At 67.8% G+C, this 22,261-nt stretch carries 15 protein-coding genes and 3 tRNA genes; 5 read left to right on the top strand and 13 right to left on the bottom strand.

What is annotated here, in order from left to right:
• The first annotated feature begins 43 nt into the window (after positions 1-43).
• Positions 44-1,048 (top strand): EamA family transporter, encoded by a 1,005-nt coding sequence (locus tag LDO14_RS03580; RefSeq protein WP_223993832.1) that lies wholly within the window; start codon positions 44-46, stop codon positions 1,046-1,048.
• A 493-nt stretch (positions 1,049-1,541) separates the two neighbouring features.
• Here LDO14_RS03580 and LDO14_RS03585 read toward each other — a convergent pair whose 3' ends face one another.
• The 5 genes from LDO14_RS03585 to LDO14_RS03605 all read right to left on the bottom strand — a co-directional run bounded on the left by LDO14_RS03585 (position 1,542) and on the right by LDO14_RS03605 (position 6,595).
• The gene (locus tag LDO14_RS03585; RefSeq protein ID WP_223993839.1) at positions 1,542-2,189 is read right to left on the bottom strand and encodes a TetR/AcrR family transcriptional regulator; all 648 of its coding nucleotides are present in this window, start codon (positions 2,187-2,189) and stop codon (positions 1,542-1,544) included.
• Positions 2,186-4,222 (bottom strand): YhgE/Pip domain-containing protein, encoded by a 2,037-nt coding sequence (locus LDO14_RS03590; protein WP_223993840.1) that lies wholly within the window; start codon positions 4,220-4,222, stop codon positions 2,186-2,188. Before LDO14_RS03590 ends, LDO14_RS03585 begins: the two co-directional genes overlap by 4 nt.
• Positions 4,219-4,920, bottom strand: a complete 702-nt coding sequence (locus LDO14_RS03595; RefSeq protein ID WP_018771227.1) for a hypothetical protein — start codon at positions 4,918-4,920, stop codon at positions 4,219-4,221. The genes LDO14_RS03590 and LDO14_RS03595 overlap by 4 nt, the downstream gene beginning before the upstream one ends.
• 67 nt (positions 4,921-4,987) lie before the next feature.
• Complete coding sequence (locus LDO14_RS03600) at positions 4,988-6,442, bottom strand: NAD(P)/FAD-dependent oxidoreductase (protein WP_223993841.1); 1,455 nt, start codon at positions 6,440-6,442, stop codon at positions 4,988-4,990.
• Positions 6,443-6,518: 76 nt separating this feature from the next.
• Positions 6,519-6,595: transfer RNA gene (locus LDO14_RS03605), tRNA-Arg, on the bottom strand.
• 277 nt (positions 6,596-6,872) lie between these two features.
• Here LDO14_RS03605 and LDO14_RS03610 point away from each other — a divergent pair.
• A complete protein-coding gene (locus LDO14_RS03610; RefSeq protein WP_018771225.1) occupies positions 6,873-8,705 on the top strand; it encodes a phosphoenolpyruvate carboxykinase (GTP) in 1,833 nt (610 codons plus the stop codon).
• A 75-nt stretch (positions 8,706-8,780) separates the two neighbouring features.
• Here LDO14_RS03610 and LDO14_RS03615 read toward each other — a convergent pair whose 3' ends face one another.
• The 4 genes from LDO14_RS03615 to LDO14_RS03630 form a co-directional block, all read right to left on the bottom strand.
• On the bottom strand, positions 8,781-9,941 hold the full coding sequence (locus LDO14_RS03615; RefSeq protein ID WP_018771224.1) for a globin domain-containing protein: 1,161 nt from the start codon (positions 9,939-9,941) through the stop codon (positions 8,781-8,783).
• A 138-nt stretch (positions 9,942-10,079) separates the two neighbouring features.
• Positions 10,080-10,529 carry an Rrf2 family transcriptional regulator gene (locus tag LDO14_RS03620; RefSeq protein WP_018771223.1) on the bottom strand — a complete coding sequence of 150 codons (450 nt, stop codon included), beginning with the start codon at positions 10,527-10,529 and terminating at the stop codon, positions 10,080-10,082.
• Between the two features lie 15 nt (positions 10,530-10,544).
• Complete coding sequence (locus LDO14_RS03625; RefSeq protein WP_144600277.1) at positions 10,545-11,042, bottom strand: hypothetical protein; 498 nt, start codon at positions 11,040-11,042, stop codon at positions 10,545-10,547.
• A gap of 6 nt (positions 11,043-11,048) precedes the next feature.
• On the bottom strand, positions 11,049-12,467 hold the full coding sequence (locus tag LDO14_RS03630) for a phosphomannomutase/phosphoglucomutase (RefSeq protein ID WP_223993842.1): 1,419 nt from the start codon (positions 12,465-12,467) through the stop codon (positions 11,049-11,051).
• A gap of 191 nt (positions 12,468-12,658) precedes the next feature.
• Here LDO14_RS03630 and LDO14_RS03635 point away from each other — a divergent pair, with 191 nt between their 5' ends.
• A complete protein-coding gene (locus LDO14_RS03635; RefSeq protein WP_208324299.1) occupies positions 12,659-14,812 on the top strand; it encodes a RecQ family ATP-dependent DNA helicase in 2,154 nt (717 codons plus the stop codon).
• On the opposite strand, the gene LDO14_RS03640 is transcribed toward LDO14_RS03635, so the two are convergent.
• The 3 genes from LDO14_RS03640 to LDO14_RS03650 all read right to left on the bottom strand — a co-directional run bounded on the left by LDO14_RS03640 (position 14,736) and on the right by LDO14_RS03650 (position 18,974).
• The gene (locus LDO14_RS03640) at positions 14,736-16,217 is read right to left on the bottom strand and encodes an MFS transporter (RefSeq protein ID WP_223993843.1); all 1,482 of its coding nucleotides are present in this window, start codon (positions 16,215-16,217) and stop codon (positions 14,736-14,738) included. The genes LDO14_RS03635 and LDO14_RS03640 overlap by 77 nt on opposite strands.
• A 234-nt stretch (positions 16,218-16,451) precedes the next feature.
• Positions 16,452-16,540 (bottom strand) — tRNA-Ser (locus LDO14_RS03645).
• 190 nt (positions 16,541-16,730) lie between these two features.
• Positions 16,731-18,974, bottom strand: a complete 2,244-nt coding sequence (locus LDO14_RS03650) for a prolyl oligopeptidase family serine peptidase (RefSeq protein ID WP_223993844.1) — start codon at positions 18,972-18,974, stop codon at positions 16,731-16,733.
• An 84-nt stretch (positions 18,975-19,058) separates the two neighbouring features.
• Here LDO14_RS03650 and LDO14_RS03655 point away from each other — a divergent pair, with 84 nt between their 5' ends.
• The gene (locus tag LDO14_RS03655) at positions 19,059-20,987 is read left to right on the top strand and encodes an FAD/NAD(P)-binding protein (protein WP_018771217.1); all 1,929 of its coding nucleotides are present in this window, start codon (positions 19,059-19,061) and stop codon (positions 20,985-20,987) included.
• A 93-nt stretch (positions 20,988-21,080) separates the two neighbouring features.
• Here LDO14_RS03655 and LDO14_RS03660 read toward each other — a convergent pair.
• A tRNA-Ser gene (locus LDO14_RS03660) sits at positions 21,081-21,168 on the bottom strand.
• A 108-nt stretch (positions 21,169-21,276) separates the two neighbouring features.
• Between LDO14_RS03660 and LDO14_RS03665 the strand changes: the two genes are divergently transcribed.
• A complete protein-coding gene (locus LDO14_RS03665; RefSeq protein ID WP_018771216.1) occupies positions 21,277-22,260 on the top strand; it encodes an NAD(P)H-quinone oxidoreductase in 984 nt (327 codons plus the stop codon).
• Position 22,261: the final 1 nt, after the last annotated feature.

Below are 22,261 nucleotides of genomic sequence, written 5' to 3' on the forward strand. Positions count from 1 at the left end.
TTACGCGCTGGTGCTTCATTGATACCTCTGCCAGAGTGGGAGCGTGAGCCTGCGCGAATCCCTCCTTGCCGTCCTTGTAGCCCTGCTGTGGGGCCTGAATTTCGTGGCCATCGACATCGGGCTCCACGCCGGCGGCCGGAATTTTCCCCCGTTGCTGTTCGTCGCGCTGCGTTTCGTCCTGGTGGTTGTCCCCTGGATCTTCTTCGTCAGGAAGCCGGACGTGGGCTGGAAGGCCATTATCGGCGTCGGACTTTTCATGAGCGCCGGCCAGTTCGGCCTTCTGTACCTTGCCATGGCGCTTGGCATGCCGGCCGGTCTTGCCTCGCTGGTGCTTCAGGCACAGGTGCTCCTGACCGTCCTGCTCGCCGCCGGGTTCCTGCATGAGCGGCCCAGCGCACGCCAGCTCGCGGGTGTCGTGCTGGGGGTAGCAGGACTCGCCCTCGTGGCCGTGGGACGAAGCGCCGTGGCACCGCTCCTGCCGCTGGTCATCGTCCTGGCGGCGGCACTGTCCTGGGCAGCCGGAAACGTCATTGCCCGGAAGGCCAGGGCTGCCTCCGGCCTGGGGCTGGTGGTCTGGTCCGGCGCTGTGGTGCCGCTGCCGCTGGGGGCATTGTCGCTGGTGGTTGACGGGCCGGGCGCCGTGTGGGACTCGCTGTCCAATCTCCAAGGGCCAACCATGCTCAGCGCCCTCTACACCGCTGTTTTCGCCTCATTGGTGGGCTACGGAATCTGGAACCGGCTCCTGGCCAGCCACCCGTCGTCGGCTGTTGTTCCGTTCACCTTGCTGGTCCCCGTGGTGGGCATGAGTGCTGCGTGGCTGGTGCTCGGGGAAGTGCCGTCGCCAACGGAGCTGGCTGGCGGGCTGCTCCTCCTGGGCGGGGTGGCGACGGCGGTGCTCACCGGTGCAGGCAGGCGGCGTCAGCGCCGGGAAGCGGAGCCGCTCCCGGACCTGGGTGCCGGCCTGGCTGAGGGGGAGGCGGACGACGACGGGCGCCTGGCTGCGGTCGAAGAGCCGCCGGACGGTCTACGGGTGACGGAGGCCCGCTGAGGGGCGGAGGCCTGGTTGCCGGAGCGCGCGGAGGGGCGCGTTGCCTGGGGACTTCCGCGCCTGGCGGAGGAAGGCCTGCGGGCCGGCATTGTCTGGCCCCTTCCCGGCCATAAGGCACCCAGGAAGAGGATCCCGAAGGTTCCGGCAAGGGCGCAGGCGGCACCCACGAAGTAGTTGTCGGGGTCGTCCGTGGGGAGTGGGGTGCCCAGGAATGAGGACTGGCCGCTGAACGCCAGCTCCCACGTGCTGACGAACGCCAGGGAGAAGCCGAGTGCCAGGGCGGTCCCGGCGCCCGCGGCCAGCAGGGCAAACCGCCGCCGCCTGACCAGGATCTCGGCAAGCGCGCCGAGGTAGGCCAGCCCCAGGACGCCCAGGAAAGCCAGGAAGACCGGTTCGGCCAGTGTCATCGCCGTGAGTACCAGCAGCCCCGCAGCGACGACGCCGCAGATGACCGCGAACTTTCCGCTCTTCCCCGTATGGCGCATGTGCTCCATCATCCCCGAGGAGCCGGCTCCTTGAGGACGTAGCCGCGCATGATGGCCATGATTGCTGCAACACTTTGGTCACGGGTGCGCTCGGGGTTGTAGGTCTGCCGGTCCAGGCCCACTACGAAGCAGGCCCCAAAGATGGCCGTCTCCAGGCTGCCCCGGGACACCGATTCGTCCACGGGATAGGTCTTGGCCACCCTCTCCACGGCCTGGCCAATGACCTCCAGGAGCTCGCGGCGCAGGACCGAGAAGGTGCCCTGCCATTCGCTGGGGATCCGCCAGTTCTCGCTGACCCACAGGCGGGCGAAGGAAGGGTACTCGGCCATGAAATCCATGGCCTGGCCGATCATCGCTTCCATGGCCAGCAAGGGGTCCCGGCCGGTGCCTTCGCTGTCCGCGGCCTCGAGCAGCTGCGCCTTGAGGATGTCCACACCGTGCCGCAGAAGCTGCGCGATCAGCTCCGATTTGCTGCCGAAGTTGTAGTAGACGGTGCCCTTGGAGACCCCGGCCGCCGCTGCGATCTCATCCACCGTGACACTGGCCGCGCCGCGCTCGCCGATCAGCTCCATGGAGGCATCGAACAGTTTCTGGCGGGTGGCGTTGGTGCGGGCGGGCCGAAGCCCTTTGCCCGCGGCCGTGGGTTCGGTGCTCATACCGCGATCTCCGGTTTCAGTGTCTTGAGCGTCCAGTATTTGTTCTTGCGTACTGCGAGGGTGGACATGGCCGCCCCCAGCAGGGTGTAGCCCAGCAGGCCCGCCAGCGTGGGGGCAATCATGGACAGGTCACCGCCGTAAATCAGGTGCCGCATCCCGGTCACCACGTAACCCATGGGCAGGACCTGGTGCACCACGTGCAGCGGCTGCGGGGTGGTCTGCCACGGGAACGTGCCGCCGGATGACACCAGCTGCAGGACCAGCAGGATGAGCACCACCAGCTTGCCCGGCGAACCCAGCAGCGCCACCACACCCTGGATGAGCGCGCTGAACGCCATGGCAGCGGCGAGCATGAACAGCCACATCAGGACCGGGTGTGCCGGGTCCAGGCCCAGGGCCACGTCCACCACCAGGGTCAGCAGCGACGCCTGCACCACCGAGACCAGCAGGAAGGGAAGCCAGCCGCCCAACGCGATCTTCCACGACGGCGCGTTGGAGGCCAGTGCCCGCTGGGTGATGGGGCGCATGGCCTGGACCAGCATGAAGATCCCGATCCACAGGGCGAGCGTGAGGAAGAACGGCGCCAGCCCCGCACCGTACGATCCGGCCTTGGCCTGCGAGACGTTGCTGACCGCCACAGGATCGGCCATGACCTGGGACAGGTTGCTCTTCTGGGCATCGTCCGGGTTGGGGACCTGGCCGGCGCCCTTCCCGATCTCGTCGGCGAGAGTACCGGACCCCGTCGCGGCCTGGGCCGCTCCGTCGGACACCTGCGCCGCCCCCGCATCCACCTTCCGTGCTCCGTCCGCAAGGCCGGCGGCACCGTCGACGGCGGACTGCTCACCGGCTGCCAGCGCGGCAGCGCCCGTGTGCAGCTGGTCAGCCCCTGCCGAGGCCTGCGCGATCGCGTCCCTGAGGGCCGGCATCCCGGCTGCCAGCTGGGCTGCGCCGACACTGACCGCCTCGGAACCGCTGGCCAGCTGCTGGACCTGGGCCGCATCCGTCTGGATCCTGCTTTTGGCCGCTGCCACGGGGCTGGATGCCGCGGCGGCGTCGAAATCCGCCAGCACCTTGTCCGCCTGCTCCTGCGTCAGGGCGCCCGAGGCGACGAGCCTGCTGTTGGACTCCACCACCCGGGAGCGCAGTCCCTGGTCCGCTGCCTCCAGCTGCGCCGCCACATCCTGGACCTTGGCGTTCAACTGGGCGTTCCCGGCAGCCACCTGGGCGGCGCCGGACGCGAGGGTCTGGGTATCGGTTGGCAGGGTGGCCGTCTTGTCCTTCAGGACTGACAGTCCGCTGCTGAGCTGCCCCGCGCCGTCGGTCAGCTGGTTGGCGCCGTCCCGCAGCTTCAGCTGGCCGGCGTACAACTGGTCCGCCCCGCTGCTCAGGGCCGAGGTCCCCTCGTGGAGGGTGACCGTTCCGTCCCTGAGCGTGGCCACGCCGTCTGCCAGCCGGGTGGCACCGTCCGCGGCCTGGACCATCTTGGAGTGGATGGTGCCGAACCCGGTGAGCAGCTGGTTGGCGGTCTCCTCACCCACCTCCTTGGCGACACTGGAGTGCACGGCAGTGGTCAGCTTGTCCACGATCGTGCTCAGGAGGTAGTTGTTGGCGTCGTTCGTGGTCACGTTCAACATGGCCTGGCTGGCCGAGTCGAAGCTGCCGGGCGATACCAGGTTGGCCGAAAAGTCCTTGGGGATCTTCAGTGCGAAGGCGTACTGCCCGCTGCTCACACCCGCGTCGGCCTCCGTGGAGCTGGCCACCGGCACCCAGTGGAAGACATTGCCTTCCACCAGGCTGTCCGCCACTTTTGTTCCGGCCTCAAGCCGGCTGCCGTCCGCCGTGGTTGCGCCCGCATCCTCCACCACCAGGGCTGCGTCCAGGTTGTTGAGGTGGCCGTACGGATCCCAGTTCGCGTAGAGGTACACCGCGCCGTAGAGGAGGGGGACCATGGTCAGCGCCAGAATGGTCAGCTTGGGGAGCAGGCCGCCGGTCATGCGCTTGAGTTCGGAGCGGGCCAGCCGCAGGACAGTCACTTGGCAACCTCTGTTTCGAGTGGGGTTTCCTGGTTTTCCGGGTCCGGCCCGGCTTCCGCGGCAGGGGCCGGCTCCGGGGCGGCGTTGCCGATGGCGGCGACGGGCCCGTCCCATGAGCCGGGGACGGCGCTGACGGCCGCAACCACGGCAAGCGGCCGCCCGCCGTCGTACGCCAGCTGCTGCAGGCGCGGCAGCCAGGTGAGCTCATCTGCACTGTGGCGGTCCGGGGAATCCACCACCAGCAGGTCCGTGCGGGGGTTGGCCAGGGCCAGCGCCGTGAGGAGTTCGAGCCGCCGGCGGGGTTCAAGCTGTTCCGTCCAGAGGCCCGCGATGTCCTCGAACCGGTTGACCTTGAGCCACGGGCCGCTGAGCAATGCCCCACGGTAGCGCCGGGGTATCAGGGCCAGGTCCTCGGTCACCAGGTCGCGGACGCTGAGGTGTTCTTCAGGTTCATTGACGCCGGGGGAGTCCACCAGGGCCGCTGCCAGGCGGAGCTGCTTGGTCCGGGAACTGTTGTCCCAGCCGACCTGGCCGCCCGAAGCCTTCATCCTCCCGCTGAGCAGGAGGGACAAAGCGGTGCGCTGGTCCTGGCGGTCACCGGTAACGAGCAGCAGTTCGCCGCGGCCCACGGCCAGCGAGGTTGGCGGAAGCAGCGGGTCCCGGCGTCCTTTGGCATGGAGCTGGAGTGCTGAGAGCAAGGCTTGCCTTTCGCAGGAATGGTCTGCATCAAGGCTAACCGAACTGACTGGTCAGTTCAAATAAGTGTCACAGGCCGTACTTCTCCAGCAGCCGGAGCCACACCTCGCTGATGGTGGGGTAGGAGGGGACGGCATGCCACAGGCGGTCCAGCGGCACCTCGCCCACCACAGCGATCGTGGCCGCGTGCAGCAGTTCCGCCACGTCCGGGCCGGCGAACGTTGCGCCAAGGAGGACCCGTCGGTCTTCATCAACCACCAGTTGGGCCCAGCCTTGGTAGTTCTCCGAATGGAGCGACGATCCGGCCACCTGGATGGGCAGCTCCACCGAGGACGCGTTGTGCCCGTCCTTCCTGGCCGCCTGCAGGGTGCGTCCCACGCTGGCCAGCTCGGGGTCCGTGAAGACGACGCTGGGCACGGCGTGCTGGTTGGCCGTCTGGGCGAAGCGGGTCCACTCGCCGGGCGTGCCCTTGAGCTCGCCCCTGGCCCGTGCGGCAATGGCGTCAGCGGTGGCCCGCGCCTCGTACTTGCCCTGGTGGGTGAAAAGGTTATGGCCGGCGGCGTCTCCCACCGCGTACAGCCAGGGTTCGTCACCGGGGGTTCCCTGGACCAGGCCGGAGGTGTCCGTGGTGAGCGAAAGGTGCCCGGAGCCGTCCGGCTCGAACCCGACGCTCTCCAGGCCCAGGCCTTCGAGGGCCGGATGCCGGCCCGTTGAGACCAGGACCTTCTCGGCCGTGACGTCGGTTCCGTCGCCCAGGCTGACGGTGAGGGTGCCGTCGCCGTTCTCGCTGATGCGCTTGGTGGCGGTGTTCAAGCGGAGTTCGACGCCGTCCGCGCGCAGTCCTGCCGCAACCAGTGCCGCGGCCTCCTCCGGAAAGTTGCCCAGCAGCCCGCTGCGCGCCACCAGGGTCACGCTGGAGCCCAGGCGGGCGAAGGCCTGGGCCAGTTCGGCGCCGGCCACGCCGCCGCCCAATACTGCCAGGCGCTCCGGAACCTCGGCCGCCGATGTGGCTTCACGGGTTCCCCAGACCTGTACATCCTGCAGACCGTCGATGGGCGGGGTGTTGGGGGTGGAGCCGGTGGCGAGTACTACGGCATGCCGCGCCCGCAGCAGGTGGCGGGTACCGTCCAGGCCTGCCACCTCCACCGCCCTGGGGGCGGTCAGCCATGCATGGCCGCGCACCAGGTCGATGCCGGTATCCTCCACCCATGAGACCTGGCTGTCGTCCTGCCAGTTGGAGGTGAAATAGTTTCGGCGTTCCAGGACGGCCGCGGCATCGAGGGTACGGGTGACTGCTTCCTTGGCGCCCGGCGTCGTCTGTGCTCCGTGCAGCGCGGTGCCGGGCCGCAGGAGTGCCTTCGATGGCATGCAGGCCCAGTAGGAGCATTCGCCGCCCACCAGTTCCGCTTCCACGAGCACGGCGGTGAGCCCGCCCTCCACAACGCGGCCGGCCACGTTTTCCCCCACGGCGCCTGCGCCGATAACAACAACATCAAATTCGCGCTCAGCGGCGTCGGGCATCATGTGCAAAGCCTAGCCGGGGATCACGGGCCCGGCTGCACAAAAAAGGTCCGCACCGGCGAGCCGGTGCGGACCTTGTTGGTGCGCCCAAAGGGATTCGAACCCCTGACCTTCTGTTCCGTAGACAGACGCTCTATCCAGCTGAGCTATGGGCGCATTCCGTGTCCCGGGAGAAGAACCGCTCTCCCCGAACCTCGAATTACTTTACGCGAGCAGGGCCCGTAGTGCCAAATCGAACCGACTGTAATCTCCGCAACTAGACCGGTATAGGTGACCTTTGTCACTTAATCGGCGTTTTTGCGGGAATAATTCCTTGATTTTCCGCGGAATTCACATTTGGTGACCGGAGATGTCAGTCAAGCTCCCCAAAAACTCCACTGGTCCGGACCATAGCATTTAGCTCACACCGATGAACCCGAGGAAGGGAACTGCAATGGGCGATCTGGCGCAGAAGCCGCTGCTTGAGAAAGCACCCACCACACATGCCGGCCTGCTGGCATGGGTCGAAGAGGTTGCTGAGCTTACGCAGCCGGACCGCATTTACTGGGTTGACGGGTCCGAAGAGGAAAACACCCGCCTTACCGACGAGCTTGTTGCTGCCGGCACCCTGACCAGGCTCAACCAGGACCTCTTCCCGAACTCCTTCGCTGCGTTCTCCGATCCCGCTGACGTCGCCCGCGTCGAGGAACAGACCTTCATCTGCTCGGAAAACCGGCGTGACGCCGGCTTCACCAATAACTGGATGGAACCGCGGGAGATGAAGGAGAAGCTGCGCGGGCTGTTCGCCGGTTCCATGCGCGGCCGCACCATGTACGTCATCCCGTTCGTCATGGGCCACCTCGACGCAGAGGACCCCAAGTTCGGCGTGGAAATCACCGACAGTGCCTACGTTGTCGCTTCCATGCGCATCATGGCGAACATCGGCACCGAGGTCCTGGACAGGATCACGGCCACCAACGCCTTCTTCGTTCCGGCCCTGCACTCCCTCGGCGCACCGCTGGCCCCCGGCCAGGACGACGTGCCGTGGCCCTGCAACCCGGACAAATGGATTGTCCACTTCCCCGAAGAGCGCTCCATCTGGTCCTTTGGCTCCGGCTACGGCGGCAACGCCCTCCTTGGGAAGAAGTGCTACGCCCTGCGCATCGCCTCGGTCATGGCGCGTGACGAGGGCTGGCTGGCCGAGCACATGCTCATCCTCAAGCTCACCTCGCCGGAGAAGAAGTCGTACTACATGTCCGCGGCCTTCCCCTCGGCCTGCGGCAAGACCAACCTTGCCCTGCTCGACCCCACCATTGAAGGCTGGGAAGTCGAAACCCTTGGCGACGACATCACCTGGATGCGGATCGGCAAGGAAGGCGAGCTGCGCGCCACCAACCCGGAGGCCGGCCTCTTCGGCGTAGCCCCCGGCACCGGCTGGGGCACCAACCCGAACGCCATGCGCGCCATTGCCAAGGGCCACAGCATTTTCACCAACGTGGCATTGACCGACGACGGCGGCGTCTGGTGGGAGGGCATGACGGACGAGGTTCCGGCGCACCTGACCGACTGGCAGGGCAACTCCTGGACCCCAGATTCGGGCCGTCCCGCCGCCCACCCGAACTCCCGGTTCTGCACCCCCATCTCGCAGGTGGACATGCTTGCCGAGGAATACTACAGCCCGGAAGGCGTGGAGCTCTCGGCCATCCTGTTCGGCGGCCGCCGCAAGACCACCGTTCCCCTGGTCACCGAGGCACGCAGCTGGACCAACGGCATCTTCATGGGGTCCACCCTTTCCTCCGAAACCACGGCCGCAGCCGCCGGACAGGTCGGCGTGCTCCGCCGCGACCCGATGGCCATGCTGCCCTTCATCGGTTACGACGCCGGCGACTACCTGAAGCACTGGATCAGCGTCTCCGGGAAGGCCAACCCCGAACGCCTGCCGCACATCTTCCTGGTGAACTGGTTCCGCCGCACCGCCGACGGTGGATTTGCCTGGCCCGGCTTCGGCGACAACGCCCGCGTCCTGAAGTGGGCCATCGAGCGGATCGAAGGGAAGGCGGACGCCGTCGAAACACCCATCGGCTTCGTGCCCGCCGGCCATTCACTTGACCTCACCGGCCTTGACCTGACCCACGCCCACGTGGAGGACGCTGTCCGCGTGGACCGCGGGGAATGGGACGCCGAGCTGGCCTCCATCGAGGAGTGGTACGCCAAGTTCGGGGATTCACTCCCGGATGCCCTGCGTGCCGAGCTCGCTTCCCTCAAGGAACGCATGGCCAAGCACTAGTCACTGCTGAAGCCACGACGGCGGCCCCGCACCTTTTTCGAAAAGGTGCGGGGCCGCCGTCGTTGGATGGCTGTTTCAGCTGGCGAGCCAGATGTCCGGGCCGAAGACCTCGTAGTGGATCTTGGTGGCCGGGATGCCGGCGTTGATGGCCTCGTTGCGGATGTTCTTCATGAACGGCAGGGGGCCGCAGAGGTAGAGGGAGGCGTCCGCCGGAAGGTCCACTTCGCGCAGGGACATGAACCCTTCCCGGGCGCCCTCCACCGGCTTCTCCAGCCACAGCTGGAGTTCCGCGCCGTCCAGGCGCTCGACGTCGTCCGTCATCTGGCTGCGCAGGGCCCAGCTGTCCAGGGTGCTTTCGGCATGCAGCACCAGGACCTGCCGGTCGGAGCCTGATTCGGCGAGGGAGCGGAGGATGGAGGCGGTGGGCGTGCAGCCAATGCCGGCGGAGGCGAGGACCACGGGGCCGTCGCCCTCCTTGAGCGTGATCTCGCCGTAGGGGTTGGAGATCTCGACGACGTCGCCCACCTGGACGGTGTGGTGCAGGACGGGGGAGACCTCGCCGCCGTCGTCCAGCTTGGTGGTGAAGATGCGGCTGGTGCCTGCATCGCCGGAGAGGGAGTACTGGCGGACCTGGCGCAGCCCGTCCGGGAGGGCCACTTTGACGCTGATGTACTGGCCGGGCAGGGCGGGGGTGACGGGGGTGTCGTCGGCCGGCTCCAGGGTGAAGGTCATGGACCCGGTTCCTGCCGGTGCCTTGGCTGCCACCCGCCAGGGCGTCCACATTTTGTCGTTGGCCTGCGCGGCGTAGAGGCCCTTTTCGAGCTTGATCAGGGCGTCCGCCATCAGCCAGTACACCTCGGTCCAGGCTTCGGCGATTTCAGGAGTGATCACCTCGGCCAGGTCCTCGGCGATGGCGGCGAACAGGTGCTCGTAGACCACCTGGTACTGCGGCTCCGTGATGCCCAGGGAGGCGTGCCGGTGCGCGATGCGCGAAAGGACAGTTTCCGGCAGGGTGCCCGGGTTGTTCACCAGATGGGTGGCGAAGGCGGCGATGCTCCCGGCGAGGGCCTGCTGCTGGTTGCCGGAGCGCTGGTTGGAGCGGCTGAACAGGCCATCCATCAGTTCGGGGTGCGCCGCGAACAGGCGGGCGTAGAAGTTGGGGGTGATGGATCCGATCCGGGAACCGACCAGCGGCAGGGTGGCCTCAATGACGGGGCGGGACTTGTCCGAGAGCATCTGAACTCCTGAGGTAGTGGCCGGGGCCTTCGTCCGGCCGGAGGAAAACTCATATTTGAAATACGAGTATTTCTGCCTCAGTTCTACACCTTGTAGAAGTTTGAAATCAAACCGGGAGCCTGCGCTCGGATAGTCGGTTCAAAGCCCCGGGCGGAGGCCGATCATCTGGAAGACCGGAGCCATTTGCCGGGCCTGGGGGAGTTCCGCGATCACCACGGAGTCCAGCTCCGCATAGAAGGCTTCGCGGGCGCGGGCCAGTGCGCCGCGCAGTTTGCACTCGTTAATGAGCGGGCAGTTGCCGCCAGGCGCAACACAATCGGCAGGATCGGTGCGGGTATCAAGCTGCCGCAGGATCTGGCCCACGGAGGCGATCCGGCCCGCATGGCTGAGCCGGGAACCGCCGGACCGGCCCCGGACAACCTCAATCAGGCCCATGCTCCGCAGTTTGGCCATGGCCTTGCTGACATGGTTGTAGGGTGTGCCCACCGCGTCCGCGATGCTCTGGGTGGTGAGCAGCGTGCCGTCCGGAACGGCTGCGAGCACCATGAGTGCTCGCAGGCTGACGTCAGCGAAGGCATTGATCTTCATGGCTGCGGGTCCGGTCTAGTCCACCCAGATCGCAGGCTCGCTGGCGTCCGCGCCCAGTTCGCCGAACTCCCAGGACTGTGTGGTTGCGTTGGCGGAGTATGGCAGCACGGCCGCAAACAGGGATCCGTCGCGGTGTTCGGCGGCCACATGGATGGCGTCCGAATCCTCCTCCACCAGCAGGATGTCGCAGACCACCGCGGCGGCGCGGAAATCGTCCCGGTTCTGGCGGAGGAGGGCCTGAAGGTCGTGGATCATGGCATCCGCGTCGAAATCCCCGTCCGCGCCGTCGGCGGCATCAGCAGGCGAGACGGCCACCAGCCGCACCTCGCCGTCGTTCTGGACTGTCAGCGCGAAAGGCAGGAAACCGCCGTTGCGCTGGAGCTGCTCCTGGGCCGCGCTGACGCCCGTGCCCAGGAGGTTCTCCAGGTCAGTTGCCGTGGCCTCGGAGACGGAATCGCGCCAGCTTTCCTGCCCGCCGGTTCCGCCCGCTGCCTGCCCCGTGTGGTCAGCCATCCGCTGCTAGGCCCGCACCAGGGACAGGACGCGGTCGCGGATGCGTTCCATGGTGGCCCGGTCCGTTGCCTCGGCATTGAGCCGCAGGAACGGTTCGGTGTTGGAAGGGCGGAGGTTGAACCAGTAGCTGCCGTCGTTGGCCGTGAACGTGCTGCCATCCATGTTGTCCACGGTGAGGTCCTCGTCCGCGAAGGCCTGGCGCACCCGCTCCACCGCTGCGGGCTTGTCCTCCACCTCGGAGTTGATCTCGCCGGAGCTGACATACGGCTCGTATTCGCGGGCCAGCTCGGAGAGCGGGCCGTCCTGCTCGCCCAGGGCTGCCAGGACGTGCATGGCGGCCAGCATGCCGGTGTCAGCGTTCCAGAAGTCGCGGAAGTAGAAGTGGGCGGAGTGCTCGCCGCCGAATACTGCGCCTTCCTTTGCCATGACTGCCTTGATGAAGGAGTGGCCCACGCGCGTGCGGACGGCGCGGCCGCCGTCGTGCTCCACCAGTTCGGCGACGGCGCGGGAGGTCAGCAGGTTGTGGATGATGGCGGGCTTTTCCTCGCCCTGGGCCTTGGCGCGGGCGATCTCGCGGCGGGCCACCATGCCGGTGATGGCCGACGGCGAGACGGGCTCGCCCTTCTCGTCGATGACAAAGCAGCGGTCGGCGTCGCCGTCGAAGGCCAGGCCGATGTCCGCGCCGTGTTCGATGACAGCTGCCTGCAGGTCGCGGAGGTTTTCCGGCTCCAGGGGGTTGGCCGGGTGGTTGGGGAAGGAACCGTCCAGTTCGAAATACAGGGGAACGATATCGAAAGGCAGCTTGGGCAGCAGCGCGTCACCCAGGACGGCCGGGGTGGTCAGGCCGGCCATGCCGTTGCCTGCATCCACCACCACCTTCAGGGGGCGGGACGCGGAAAGGTCAACGAGCTTGCGGAGGTACTCGGAGTAGTCCTTGAGCACGTCGCGGACACTGATGAGGCCGCGCATGCCGCCTGCGGGGATGGACCCGGAGTTGAGGTACTGCTCCGCGAGGGCCTGGATTTCCTTGAGGCCGGTTTCGGAGGAGATGGGGACGGCGCCCGCCTTGGCCATCTTGATGCCGTTGTATTCGGCGGGGTTGTGGCTGGCGGTGAAGGTGGCCCCGGCGCGGTTGAGGAACCCGCAGGCAAAGTACAGCTCATCGGTGGAGATCAGGTCCAGGAGCTCCACATTGGCGCCGCGGGCTGCCGCTCCGTTGGCGAAGGCCTTGGTGAACTCGGGGGAGGAGGGGCGCATGTCCCCGCCCACCACGATGGTCTGGCCTTCGAGCTGCAGGACATCCACGAACGCGGCCCCCACGGCTTCGACGATTTCGGCGGTGATCGACTCGCCTACAATCCCACGGACGTCGTAGGCCTTGAAGGATGCCGAAAGGTCAAATGTCGTTGTCTGTTCGCTAGTCACGGGCTTTATCTTACGTGGGCAGCGCTTCCGGCCAATGTGGATTGGGGAGCTCTTTCGTAACGGGTCCGCTTTGCGGCCGGCTTTCCACATAGCAGCCCGCGGCTGTGCAGGGTGTCGGAGGGTGCTGGGATACTGAACCAATGGCCGATAACCAGTACACGTCCACAGTTTCCGCTACCGCCGCTGCAGACATGGCAGCTCCCGGCGCACCGGGCACCGCCACCCATGCCGAAGCGCTTGAGGTCCTGCGGGGCCTGGTGGGGCACCCGGACGCGGTCTTCCATGACGGGCAGTTTGAGGCCATTGAGGCACTGGTCGACGGCGGGCGGCGGGCTTTGGTGGTGCAGCGCACCGGCTGGGGCAAGTCGGCTGTGTACTTCGTGGCCTCCCTGCTGCTGCGGCGCCGGGGCGCCGGGCCCACCCTGATCGTCTCGCCGTTGCTTGCCCTGATGCGGGACCAGGTGGCCGCCGCCGCCCGGGCCGGGGTGCGCGCCGTTGCCATCAACTCCGCCAACCAGCTGGAGTGGGACGCCGTGCGTGGCCAATTGGCCGCCGATGAGGTGGACGTCCTCCTCGTCTCGCCGGAGCGGCTGACCAATCCCGCGTTCCGCGAAACCCAGCTGCCCGAACTGCTCCGCCGGACCGGCCTGCTGGTCATCGATGAAGCCCACTGTATTTCCGACTGGGGGCACGACTTCCGCCCCGACTACCGCCGGATCGCGGACCTCATCACAAGGCTGCCGGATTCCGTCCCGGTCCTGGCCACCACCGCCACGGCCAACTCACGCGTGGTGCACGATATCGAAGAGCAGCTCGGTGAGGGAGTCCTGACCATCCGCGGCTCCCTGGGCCGTGACTCGCTGCGGCTTGGTGTCCTGTCGCTCCGTGACTCCAAGGAACGGCTGGGCTGGCTGCTGACCCACCTGGCCGATCTTCCGGGCAGCGGGATTATTTACACCCTTACCGTTTCCGCGGCCGAGGACACCGCCCGCCTGTTGTCAGAAGCGGGGCACAACGTACTCGCCTACACCGGACGGACCGATCCCGCAGACCGTGAACGGGCCGAACAGTTACTGAAGGACAACCAGGTCAAGGCGCTGGTGGCCACGTCCGCCCTGGGGATGGGCTTCGACAAGCCCGATCTTGGCTTCGTCGTCCACCTCGGTGCGCCGTCCTCGCCCGTCGCCTACTACCAGCAGGTGGGGCGTGCCGGACGTGGTGCCGCCAACGCGGACGTCCTGCTGCTCCCGGGCGCGGAGGACCGTGAGATCTGGCAGTACTTCGCCACCGCGTCCATGCCGTCCGAGGAGAAGGCCGGAGCCGTGCTGACGGCCTTGGCTGAAGCCGGAACCTCCCTGTCAACCGTGGCGCTGGAGGCCAGGGTGGACCTTCGCCGCACGCCGCTTGAGCTGTTGCTGAAGGTGTTGTCGGTGGACGGGGCGGTGGAACGGGTCGGCGGGGGATGGCGGTCCACCGGCCAGCCCTGGGTTTATGACGCGGAACGCTACGGCCGCATTGCCGAGGCACGGGTGGACGAGCAGGACTCCATGGTGATCTACCAGGACACCGCAGGATGCAGGATGGAGTACATCACCTCGGTCCTGGATGACGAGACGGCCCGTCCCTGCGGGCGGTGCGACAACTGCGCCGGCCGGTGGTTCCCGGCAGACGTGGCAGCCGATGCCACGGCGGCGGCCGGCCAGACCCTGAGCCGGGCCGGCGGCGTCCTTGAACCGCGTCTTCAGTGGCCCAGCGGGATGGACCGGCTGGGAGTACCGGTGAAAGGAAAGCTCAAGCCGGCAGAGGGCCTTTCGGAGGGACGTGTCCTGGCCCGGCTGACCGACCTGGGGTGGGGCGGTGCCTTGCGGGAGCTGTTTGCCGCCGGCGCGGAGGACCGGCCGGTGGATCCCGGCATGCTCCAGGCCTGCGTGCAGGTCCTGCGCGAATGGGGAACCGGCGATGCCCGGAGCCCGGGCTGGAGCGGCGCGGGCAGGCCGGCCGCCATCGTGGGTATGCCGTCCCGCAGCAAACCGCAGCTGGTGGGCTCGCTGGCCAGGGGGATTTCCGAGATCGGGCGCATTCCCTACCTTGGTGATCTGCAGCCGGCGCACGGCGGTCCTACCGGCGGACGCGGCGGAAACAGCGCTTACCGGCTGGCGGGCGTGTGGGACAGGCTGGTGGTGGGCCCGGAGCTCGAAGCCGCCCTGCAGTCCGTCCAGGGCCAGACGGTCATGCTGATTGATGACCTCGCCGACAGCCGGTGGACCCTTACCGTCGCGGGGCGCGCCCTTCGGCAGGCCGGGGCGGGAGCGGTGCTTCCCCTGGTTTTGGCCCAGGCCGGCTGACGGCTGCCCCCGCATGGCGGGGGAGCAGGATGCTGTCCGCGGTGCTGGCCAGCATCAGGACGGCCATTGCCACAAAAGCGCCGCGGAAGGGCCCGGCGGGGTCCTGCGGTCCGAGGGCCAGCCCGTCAAAGGTCCGGATAAGCAGGGCTGCCACCGCGATACCCGAGCCGGTGGCCAGCTGTACCAGGGTGGCCGACACCGTGTTGGCGGAGGTCAGCTGTGCCGGCGGGATGTCGGCGTACTGCACGGAGGCATAAGCCGAGAAACCGATGGAGCGGAAGGCCCCGCTGCACACCAGCAGCACGAACATCAACGCCTCAGGGGTCTGCGGTGTCAGCAGGGCACAGAGGGCGAAGGTGACGGCGGAGGCCAGCGAGGCGAACACCAGCATTGCCTTGAAACCGAACTTCCGGATCAGCGGGGTAGTGGCCGGTTTGATCCCGATATTCCCAATGAACACGGCCGCCACCAGCGCCCCGGCATGCAGGGGAGACCAGCCGAACCCGGTCTGGAACATCAGGGGCAGCAGGAACGGCACTGAACTGATGGTGACCCGGTATATGAACCCGCCGGTGGCCATGGCCCGGAAGGTCCGGGTGCGGAAGACCTGCAGGTTGAACAGCGGATGGGGAGTCCTGCGCATCCAGAACACGGCCCCGGCCAGGGCGGCAACCCCGGCGGCGGCACTGATCCCGGCCCAAGGCAGTTCAGGATGGCTGCTGGCCAGTTCCAGACCGGCCACGAGTGCGCCCACCCCCACCGTGGTCAGGGCCATTCCGGGCCAGTCCAGCCGCCGGTGCGGATCTCCCGGAGCCGGGGGGACCAGGCGCAGGGCGGCGGCAAACGCGGCGGCACCAAGGGGAATGTTCACCAGGAAGATCCAGTGCCAGGAAAGGTACGTGGTGAGCGCGCCGCCTACCAGCGGCGCGAGGACGGGTGCCAGGAGCCCGGGCCACACCAGGAAGGCGGTGGCACGCAGTAATTCGGATTTCGGCGTTCCGCGCAGGACCACCAGGGTTCCCACCGGCACCATCATGGCCCCGCCAACGCCCTGGGCGATGCGGCTCAGCGTCAGCGTGGCAAGGTCCTGGCTGAGGGCGCAGGCCAGGGAAGCGAGCGTGAAGATGGCGATGGCCGCGCAGAAGATCCGCCTGGCGCCGAACCGCTCCGCCAGCCAGCCGCTGATGGGGATGCCGACGGCTACCGTCAGCAGGTACGCGGTCATGGTGATGTTGACGTCGGCGGCGGGGATGGCGAAGTCCGACGAAATGCTGGGAATGGCCGTGGTCAGGACCGTGCCGTCCAGGAATTCCATGAAGAACGTTGCCGCCACCAGAAGCGCCAGGCGTGGATTCCACGCCGCCCGGCCCACATCCGGTTGGTTTGAGTTGCTGCGTGCCGCCATGCGCTAATCCTGCCACTGCGGCAAGGCCTGCGCGCCCAGCGTCCGGCTACCGGACAGCGTTTTCCGCGGACCGGGCCCACGCCCGGCGTTTTCCGCGGACCGCGCCCACGCCCGGCGTATCAGAAGCTTGTTCGCGTTTCCGAACCTTCAGGGCGCTGATTCGCGAACGGGCTTAGGACTGGCCAAGGGCACCCTGAAACGCAAAAGGCCCCGGTCCAGGACCGGGGCCAAACGCGGAGACGGGGGGATTTGAACCCCCGGTCGAGTTTAACCCCGACCCTTCATTAGCAGTGAAGTCCATTCGGCCGCTCTGGCACGTCTCCAATTGCTATTCCTAGCCCACCAAGGATACGCAGATCCGGCCATGCAGTGCAAAACGGTCCCCGCCACGGCCGCGGGCATGCCGGCCCGGGGCCCCGGCGTCCTATGGCAATCGTTGCCCGGGGCGGACGATGCGGATTTCCGGGAGGCCGGAACCGGCCCTCCGGACAGCCAGCCAGGGGCCCACGCCGGTCAGCCTGCCAGCGCCTTCCACAGGAAGTGCTGGCTGCGGGCCTGCAGCGCGGCAGCCTGCCGGTTGTCCGAGGCGCCGGCATGGCCACCCTCCAGGGCTTCGTGGAACCAGACGTTGGGGATGCCCATGGCCAGCATCCGGGCTGCCATCTTCCGCGCCTGCACGGGGCCAACCCGGTCATCGGAGGTTGCCGTCCAGATGAAGGTCTCCGGGTACTCCACCGCGTCCTTGAGCAGGTGGTAGGGCGAGAAGGTCCTGATGTACTCCCACTGTTCGGGAACGTCCGGGTCACCGTACTCGGCGATCCACGAATGCCCGGCGGAGAGCTTGGTGTAGCGGCGCATGTCCAGCAGGGGCACCCCGCAGGAGACGGCCCTGAACAGTTCGGGGTACCGGGTGAGCATGTTGCCCACCAGGAGGCCGCCGTTGGAGCCGCCCACGCAGCCCAGGCGGCGGGGCGAGGTGACGCCGCGGGAGATGAGGTCCCGTGCCACGGCCGCGAAGTCCTCGTAGGCCCGGTGCCGGTTTTCCTTCAGTGCCGCCCGGTGCCAGGCGGGCCCGTACTCCCCGCCGCCCCGGATATTCGCCACCACGTACACTCCGCCGCGGGAGTGGGGCGCCTTCCCGCCGTCGCCGCCGGACAGCGTGGTCCGCCGCTCCAGCCATGCCCGGCCCACCGTGCCGCTGTAGGACGGCGTCCGCGAAACCTCAAACCCGCCGTAGCCGGACAGCTGGGTGGGGTTCTGCCCGTCCAAAGCCAGCCCCCGCGGAGCAATCTGGAAATACGGAACCCGGGTGCCGTCGTCGGACACGGCGAAGTGCTGCTCCACTTCATAGTCAGTGTCGGCAAAGAACGACGGCGAGGCCTTGATTGCCGCATGCCGGCCCACCACGCCGGACGTCCCGGCGCTGTGGTGCTCCAGGGTGCCGCGCATGAGCGTGGTGGGGGTGGTGAAACCCGTGGCGACGAGCCAGAAGTCGTCGCCGGCGCCGCCGTCGGCTGGTCCGTCGTCCTCGTCGTCCACGGCGTAGGCATTCACGTCATGCAGCGGTGGGCAGGCGTCAAGGAGGGTGGCCGCCCAGCCGCAGTCCGTGGTGCCGGCGGGCCTGGATGGATCCAGGACCCGGATTTCCGAGGAAACGTCCCTGAGCAGGTTCAGCAGCAGGAAGCTGCGGGTCCAGCTCCAGGACTGCAGCGATGTGTGGTCATCGGGGGTGAACAGCACGGTGAGCTGCCGGCTCCCGGCGAGGTAGTCCTCGAAGTTTGCGGCGAGCAGGGCGCCGGAGGGGTAGGTGGTTCCGTCGAGGACCCAGTCCTGTTGCGGGCGGAAGAGCAGCCATTCCCGGTGCGCGCTGACGTTGACGTCGGTGGGCACATCGATCGGCGTCCAGTCACCGTCCCGGAGCACAAAGTTGGTCCGGTTGAAGAAGTCGATGTAGTCAACAGCGAAGGTGCGCTCAAATCCGGGTGTGGAATCGTGCGCCGCGACGGCCATCATGTGGTCCTCCGGCACGTCGAAAAGGCGCGGGGCAGCGGCCAGGGAACCGCCGCGTTTGAGGGTCACCGCTGTGCGGGCGTAGGACGACGCGGTCTTGGGCAGGCCTTCCGCGGTGGAGGAAACCAGGAGTGTGTCGGCATCCAGCCACGACACGTTGCCCTTCGCCGTCGGCAGGTCGAACCCGCCCCGGGCGGGGTCAACGAAGCCGCGCGCCTCGACGTCGAACTCGCGGTAGCGGTTCGCGTCGCCGCCGTCGGGGGACAGGGCCAGCAGCGCCAGCCGGTAGGGGGCTCCGGCCGCGGGGCGCAGGAACGTGGCGCCGTGGAACACCCACTCTTCGCCTTCGGTCCGGGACAGCTCGTCCACGTCCAGCAGGACGTCCCAATCGGGGGAACCGGTGAGGTAGCTCTCCCAGGTGGTCCGCCGCCACAGGCCCTTGGGGTTCTGGCTGTCCTTCCAGAAGTTGTAGTACCACTCGCCCCGCTTGCCCACCATGGCAATCCGGTCCGTGGAGTCCAGGACCTCCAGGATGCTGGTCTCCAGTTCGGCGTACCCGGCGTCCTCCAGCAGGTCCTCGGTCCGGGAGTTCTGCTCCCTGACCCAGGCCAGCTGTTCCTCGCCGTAGATGTCCTCCAGCCACACATTCTCGTCGACGGGCACGGGCGCAGTTCCCTGGGATGCGGTGCCGGAGGTGTCCTGGCCGGGGCCGGGAGCGGAGGCTTGATCAGCTGCTGTGGTGGTCATGCGCCCCATCCAAACAACATCCCCCAAGGCTGGCAAGTCAAGCGTCCGGCACATCCTCCGCTTTCAGCCCGTACGCTGGATGCCGTGGAATTATCGCAGAGCAACCGGGCCGTCATTATCGGCGGCGGCCCCCGTGGCACCAGCGTGCTCGAGCGGCTGCTCGCCCACGCCGCCGCGGCCGGAGGCCCTGCACAGCTGCACATCGACGTGGTTGACCCCTACCCGGCGGGCCCGGGGCACGTGTGGCAGCCCGGCCAGTCACGGCTGTTCCTCATGAATACGCAATCCTTCTACCCCACGCTGGTTCCCCAGGAACCGTCGCTGCCGGCGCCCGTGGCCGGCACCACGTTCGACCAGTGGCGTGCCCGGCAGCAGCGGGATCCGCTGCCGGCCCTCACCGGTGAGGAGCGGGCGGAACTGGCGGTGCTGGGGTCCAATGACTTCCCCAGCCGCGCCCTGTACGGCCGCTACCTGAAGTGCATGCTGGAGGAGCTGCTGGCCAAAGCTCCCGACGGCGTCACGGTCGAATTCCACGAAACGTCGGCTGTGTCCGTGCGTCCGGTGGGGGACGGAATGTTCGACGTCGGCCTGGCCGCCGGGGCTGCCCTCCGCGCCAACGCAGTGGTGCTCGCCCTGGGGCACATCCCGTCCCGGCTGAATCCGGAACAGCGCGGCCTGCACGCCGCGGCCGAGCAGCTGGGCCTGCAGTACTTTCCCCCTGCCGTGCCCGCAGACGTGGACTGGACACGGATTCCCGCGGGGAAACCCGTGCTGGTCCGCGGGATGGGCCTGAACTTCTTCGACACGATGGGGCAACTCACCGAAGGCCGCGGCGGAAAGTTCGTGTCCACGGGAAGCCGCCTGGAGTACGAACCGTCCGGCCAGGAACCCCTGATCATCGCGGCGTCCCGGCGCGGAACCCCCTACCGTGCAAAAGCAGCCCTCAACGGCTATTACGCCACCTCCATCACGCTCCGCTACCTCACCGAAGCCGCCCTGGAGCGGCTGGCCAAGGCCGGAATCCGGCCCTCGTTCGACCACGACCTGTGGCCCCTGCTGCACCGCGATGCCCTCTGGGCGTACTACTCAACCCTGGTGCGCTCGCAGCCGGGGGCTGTCCCCGATGCGGCGGCTTTCCTGGCAGCGCTGGAGGAAGCCCTGCAGCCGCACGCCCACACCGCCGCCAACTGGGAAGACGCCGTGGAAAGCGTCCTGGCCGTCCACGTTGGTCCGCGGCACCGGCTGGACCTACCGGGCCTCGCGGCCCCCTTGGCGGGGCGCTCCTTCGCGTCCCGGCGCGAGCACGATGCCGCCGTGGTGGAGTTCCTGCTGGACGATGCACGCCGGTCCGCGCTCGGCGAGGACGACCCCGTCAAGATGGCCATCGGCGCCCTGCACCACGGGCGGGCCCTCCTCAAAACGGCGGTGGCCGACGGCGGCATCACCGATGAATCATGGGTCGCCGGGCTGCGCGGCTGGTTTGAATCCTTCGTGGAAGGCCTTGCCAGCGGGCCGCCGGCGCTGCGCGCCGAACAGCTCGCCGCACTGGCCAGGGCAGGGGTGGTCAGCTTCGTTGGACCCGACCCCAAGTTCGGCGTGGACCGGCAGTCCGCGATGTTCACGGCTTCCTCGCCGTGGGTTGCCGGTCCGCCGGTCCTGGCACGGACCATGGTGGAGGCCCTTGCGCCGGGCAACAGGGTGTCGGCCAATGATTCGCCGGTCCTGGAGCAGATGCTGTCCGATGGGCTGGTGCGTCCACGGCTCATGATGACCGCAGAAGGTGCCCCCGTCGAGTCCACGGGCCTGGACGTGGAGCCCCACCCGTACCGCCCACTTGCCTCCAACGGGTCCGTGACGGAAAACCTGTACGTGCTGGGCCTCCAGTTGTCCTCCACCCAGTGGGGCACGGCCATCGCGGCCGAAGCCCTCCAGCCGGGCAGCCCCGCCTACCGCAGCGGCCAGCGCACCCTCAGGGATGCAGACGAGATCGCGGCAGCCATCCTGCGACGCTGACCCGAACTCCCTGTCACGCTTGACCGGTAAGGCAGCAGCGCCCAAAACACAAAACCCCTGGCGGCCGGTGCCGGCTGCCAGGGGTTTCCAGTGCGGAAGGTAAGAGATTCGAACTCTTGGTACGGGGTTACCGCACACTGGTTTTCAAGACCAGCTCCTTCGGCCGCTCGGACAACCTTCCTCAGCTAGTAGTGTTTCATAGGCACTTGCCTGCAACAAAACAGGAGCGGGAAGGTGCCCGGTGCACACTTGTTGCAGCCAGGATTTGAGTCAGGAACGGGAGAGGTCCATGAAAGCCGTCTACATATCGGAACCGGGCGGCCCGGAAGTGCTGGAAGTCCGGGACGTGGATGCGCCGGTGCCTGGCCAGGGCGAAGTGCTCATTGACGTGGTGGCTGCGGGCCTGAACCGGGCCGATGTCCAGCAGCGCCGGGGTTTCTACCCGCCGCCTCCCGGTGCCTCCGAGATCCCCGGGCTGGAAGTTTCGGGCCGGATCGCAGGCTTTGGCCCTGGCGTCAGCAAGCCATTTTCGTTGGGGGACAAGGTGGTGGCCCTGCTGGCCGGCGGCGGCTATGCCCAGCAGGTGGCGGTTCCGGCCGAGCAGGTACTGCGGGTGCCGGACGGGGTGGACCTGGTCACAGCGGCCTCGCTGCCGGAAGTGGCCGCAACGGTCTATTCGAACCTGATCATGACGGCGCAGCTGCAGCCGGGGGAGACCGTCCTCATCCACGGCGCCACCGGCGGGATCGGCACCATGGCCATCCAGCTTGCCAAGGCCTTTGGCGCCAAGGTGGCCACGACTGCCGGCACTGACGAGAAGGTGGGCACCGCCAAGGCGTTCCTTGGTGCTGACATCGCCATCAACTACGCCGAGGAGGACTTCCCGGAGAGCCTGCGGCGGCAGAACGATGGCTACGGGGCGGACGTCATCCTGGACGTGGTGGGGGCCAAGTACCTCAAGCAGAACGTGGAGGCCCTGGCCGACTACGGGCGCCTGGTGGTGATCGGCCTGCAAGGCGGCACCAAGGGGGAGCTGGACCTGGGCCTGTTGCTGAAGAAGCGGGCAGCCGTGGTGGCCACCGCCCTGCGGCCCCGGCCGGTAGCGGAAAAGGGTGCCATCATGACTGCGGTGCGGGACGCCGTGTGGCCGCTGGTGGCTGACGGCCGGATCCGTCCGCTGGTCGCCAAGACCTTCCCGCTGGACCAGGTAGCGGCAGCCCACCGCTATTTCGACAGCGGCGACCACGTGGGCAAGGTCCTCCTGGTCATGTAGG

It is taken from the genome of Arthrobacter sp. NicSoilB11, from assembly GCF_019977375.1.
Taxonomy (GTDB): Bacteria; Actinomycetota; Actinomycetes; order Actinomycetales; family Micrococcaceae; genus Arthrobacter.

Coding starts and splice junctions, on each gene's coding strand:
- LDO14_RS03665 (WP_018771216.1), top strand. CDS start 21,277: ATGAAAGCCGTCTACATATCGGAACCGGGCGGCCCGGAAGTGCTGGAA.
- LDO14_RS03620 (WP_018771223.1), bottom strand. CDS start 10,529: ATGAAGATCAATGCCTTCGCTGACGTCAGCCTGCGAGCACTCATGGTG.
- LDO14_RS03635 (WP_208324299.1), top strand. CDS start 12,659: ATGGCAGCTCCCGGCGCACCGGGCACCGCCACCCATGCCGAAGCGCTT.
- LDO14_RS03615 (WP_018771224.1), bottom strand. CDS start 9,941: ATGCTCTCGGACAAGTCCCGCCCCGTCATTGAGGCCACCCTGCCGCTG.
- LDO14_RS03625 (WP_144600277.1), bottom strand. CDS start 11,042: ATGGCTGACCACACGGGGCAGGCAGCGGGCGGAACCGGCGGGCAGGAA.
- LDO14_RS03650 (WP_223993844.1), bottom strand. CDS start 18,974: ATGACCACCACAGCAGCTGATCAAGCCTCCGCTCCCGGCCCCGGCCAG.
- LDO14_RS03600 (WP_223993841.1), bottom strand. CDS start 6,442: ATGATGCCCGACGCCGCTGAGCGCGAATTTGATGTTGTTGTTATCGGC.
- LDO14_RS03585 (WP_223993839.1), bottom strand. CDS start 2,189: ATGAGCACCGAACCCACGGCCGCGGGCAAAGGGCTTCGGCCCGCCCGC.
- LDO14_RS03640 (WP_223993843.1), bottom strand. CDS start 16,217: ATGGCGGCACGCAGCAACTCAAACCAACCGGATGTGGGCCGGGCGGCG.
- LDO14_RS03610 (WP_018771225.1), top strand. CDS start 6,873: ATGGGCGATCTGGCGCAGAAGCCGCTGCTTGAGAAAGCACCCACCACA.